Origin of the sequence: Mycobacterium sp. (assembly GCF_032162605.1) — a bacterium.
Taxonomy (GTDB): Bacteria; Actinomycetota; Actinomycetes; order Mycobacteriales; family Mycobacteriaceae; genus Mycobacterium.
Genome location: NZ_JAVROT010000358.1, coordinates 1 through 3,140, shown reverse-complemented (window position 1 = coordinate 3,140; position 3,140 = coordinate 1). Strand labels below are relative to the sequence as shown.

Below are 3,140 nucleotides of genomic sequence, written 5' to 3'. Positions count from 1 at the left end.
TAGCGGAGTCCATCCGGCCGTAGCCGCCCACCCAGCGGACCCGCTGCACGCGCAGCACCCACAGCGTGAAGTCGCCGTAGTCGACGTAGTACTTGGCGGCGGGCACGGCATCGAGATGGGCCTGCCGCGCCGCGGCCTGCTCGTCGCCCGACGGCCGCTCGACCAGACCGGCCAGCGTGATGCGCCCGTTGGCGAGCGGATCGCCTTCGGCTGCGGGCGCGACGATCGACAGGCTGGCCCGCTGATCGCCCACGAGGTTGCGGCCGTGTTCGGCCATGTTGGACAAGCAGAGCACCGGCGCGCCGCCGTGCAGGCCGTACGTGACGAACGACGCCCACGGATCGCCTGCGGTGGTCAACGACGCCAGCGTTGCGGTGTTGGTCGAGGCCGCGATGGTGCGGGCCTCCTCCGCCGCCGACGGGCGCACGGAATTGACGACGGGGTTCAGCGGGGCTGGGACGGACGGGGCATCGCCCGGGTCACCATGGTCACGGGATGCCACGTCGGCGACCCTACAGGGCGGTCGTCTGGCAACCTGCGCCCTTGGGCCCGACCAGTCAAATGTGCCAGAATCAGCTAAACGTTCGCTCCCTAGCCGACATCCGTTCACCGGAAACGAGAACGTTGTGCCGACCGTCGTCAACCGCCTTGCGCGATGCTTCGGCGTGCTCTGCGCGACGGTGGTACTCGGTGGCGCGGGCGCTGGCATCGCGGGTGCCGAACCGGACGACCCAGGCAACCCGCCCGACCCGGGCCAGACCAGCGAGCCCGAGCCAGGGCCGTCGTCGGCGCCACGGGGACCACTTGGTCAGATTCGCGACGCCCTTCAGCGGCCGCGCAGCATCTTCGGCAACGGCAGACCGCCCGGCCAACTGCCCAAGCCCACCATCAATGTCCCCAGTCTTCCCAAAACCGATCCCGACCAGAAGGCGCCAGAGAAGAAGTTGGTGGGCAGCAGTGCCGATATCGCGCTGCCCGGTGCGCCACCGATATCGGTGCCCGTGCCGACGGTCCCCGGGACGTCCGACACGCAGTGGTCGATCAATTTGACCGACCCGCAATCCGCCTACTCGTCCGTCCAGGACACGTTCTCCAACCTCAACGCCTTGGCGTCGGAGGCCTACGCGCCGTACAACCCGCGGCCGAAGCCGACCCTCAAGATCATGGAGGAGGAGCCCGTCGTCGACTCCGCGGGCGGTGGCACCGGCCTTGCCCCGAAGCCGGACGGCTCGCCCGATCTGCCTGTGCTGCAAGCGCCTACGGCGTTTCCCGCCATCAAGCTCGGCCCGCCGCGCCCGCTGGCCGAACTGGTGCCTACGGGTGCGGGGGCGCCCGTGCTCGGTGTCGGCACCGCAGGCGTGCGTGCCCCGGAGGGACGTTCCGTCACACAGGGCTCGGTCCAGGCAGGCGAGGCCGTCCCAGGCAGCAGCACCGCGCCGATGAGCAACACCGCATACCGGCAGGGCTTCCCGCAGTACCTCCGCACTGCGCGGGTGGGCGAGCTGGCCATCGTCGCGCTGCCCGGTGTCGCCGGGCTGCTGGCGATCACCGCGAGCGGTGGCGCGATCGGCTTCCGGCAGGCCAACTCGGGGCGCTACCTCCGTTCAGAGGCCGCTCGCTTCCTGCAGTGACGTGGGCCCGCTGCTTCCCCCGTCGCTTCGCTCGCCGTGACTTCGACGTTTGCCGTTCATCCGCGCGTCACCTCGAGATAGGGCCGCGTGGCCGTCGCCGAACATGATGGGCGGGTGAGCGCGCGACGAGGGAGCAGGTCTCGGGCAGCTCTGTTCGCGATGACCGCGACCGTGGCGCTTGTCGTCGACGTCGTCACCAAGTCCGTTGCGGTGGGCGTGCTGACTCCTGGCGAACGGGTGTGGCTGTTCGGCGAATCGGTGTCGTGTCTGCTGATCAGGAACTCGGGTGCGGCGCTGGCCTGGGGTGAGAGTCAGCCAGCGTTGTTGACGCTGCTGGTCTGTGCCGTCGTCTGCGCCGTTGCGTGGCGGGGCAGCAGCGTGGTGTCACCCGTGGCGGCCGTCGGGTTCGGTCTCGTACTCGGTGGCTCCGTCGGCAACCTGGCCGACCGGGTCTTCCGGGCGCCGGGGCCGTTGCGCGGTGCGGTGGTGGACTTCGTCTCCTTCGGATGGTCGCCGACGTTCAACGCGGCCGACGTCTGCGTGCTGGTCGGCGTCGTGACACTGGGATGGCTGGTGCTGACCGAAACCGCGGCACCCGTCGCCGAGCGCGCGTGGAGCGCCGACGACGCGTTCTGAGGGAAGATCAGCGGCGTGGCAGCGGGAGATGTCGTGGATCCGGCGGGCGTTCGCTGGCGCGTGCGGCGCCAGTGGTATCCCTGGCGCAGGAGGGTGTCGCTGATCGAGGCGTGGCACAGTTCGCCGGACGAGCCTGCCGAGGCGGCGGAAACCACACCGGAAGGCGAGCCGTCGGACTCCAATCTGCCGAGGAACTTCCTGCTGAAGGCAATCCTGATCATCGTGGCCTTCGTCGTGTGGGCCGTGGTGGGCATCGGCAAGGTCTTGCTGTATTCGGTGGGGGCGGTGCTGTTCATCGCGGTCTCGCTGATCGAACTCGTCGCCGAACTCGTCGCGATGCCAATCGTGTTGCTACTGAGACTGCTTGGGGCCGCGCGGTGGCCGGTCCAGATCAACCGGAAGGGCGAGCACTTCACCACCAGGTACGCAGGCGACTTCGCTGCGGCCACGGCGCTGCGCGACGAGGTGGCCGGCCAGATCGAGGTGGGCGACCCGCCGCCGAAGGACGCCGCAGCCGAGCCGGATTCAACACCGTAGAAGATGGGTAGGTTTGAACCTTGATGGATCAAACCAGTGGAACCGACGGAATGGTGGAGCACCCGAACGCGGACGACTACAGCCACGCGCGGACGCTCCCGGAAGATCGCACCTGGTTCAAGCGCGCCGTGTTCTACGAGGTGCTCGTCCGTGCGTTCAACGACTCGAACTCCGATGGGTCCGGTGACCTTCGTGGGTTGACCGACCGCCTCGACTACCTGAAATGGCTTGGCGTCGACTGCCTTTGGCTGCCGCCGTTCTACGATTCACCGCTGCGCGACGGTGGCTACGACATCCGCGACTTCTACAAGGTGCTGCCGGAGTTCGGCACCGTCG

5 protein-coding genes are annotated in these 3,140 nt (G+C 68.6%); 4 read left to right on the top strand and 1 reads right to left on the bottom strand.

Going from position 1 to position 3,140, the window contains the following annotated elements:
• The coding region (locus QOI01_RS20220; RefSeq protein ID WP_526384071.1) for a HugZ family pyridoxamine 5'-phosphate oxidase at positions 1-502 on the bottom strand (502 nt) is incomplete at its 3' end.
• Positions 503-626: 124 nt separating this feature from the next.
• Between QOI01_RS20220 and QOI01_RS20215 the strand changes: the two genes are divergently transcribed.
• The 4 genes from QOI01_RS20215 to QOI01_RS20200 all read left to right on the top strand — a co-directional run.
• A complete protein-coding gene (locus QOI01_RS20215) occupies positions 627-1,631 on the top strand; it encodes a hypothetical protein (protein WP_526384069.1) in 1,005 nt (334 codons plus the stop codon).
• Between the two features lie 159 nt (positions 1,632-1,790).
• The gene (locus QOI01_RS20210; RefSeq protein ID WP_526384067.1) at positions 1,791-2,267 is read left to right on the top strand and encodes a signal peptidase II; all 477 of its coding nucleotides are present in this window, start codon (positions 1,791-1,793) and stop codon (positions 2,265-2,267) included.
• A 15-nt stretch (positions 2,268-2,282) separates the two neighbouring features.
• Positions 2,283-2,804 carry a hypothetical protein gene (locus tag QOI01_RS20205; RefSeq protein WP_526384065.1) on the top strand — a complete coding sequence of 174 codons (522 nt, stop codon included), beginning with the start codon at positions 2,283-2,285 and terminating at the stop codon, positions 2,802-2,804.
• 23 nt (positions 2,805-2,827) lie between these two features.
• A partial coding sequence (locus QOI01_RS20200; RefSeq protein WP_526384063.1) for an alpha-amylase family glycosyl hydrolase occupies positions 2,828-3,140 on the top strand: 313 nt, incomplete at its 3' end.

Bases quoted from the DNA above. Each gene is read 5' to 3' on its own strand.
- QOI01_RS20210 (WP_526384067.1), top strand. From the start codon at position 1,791: ATGACCGCGACCGTGGCGCTTGTCGTCGACGTCGTCACCAAGTCCGTT.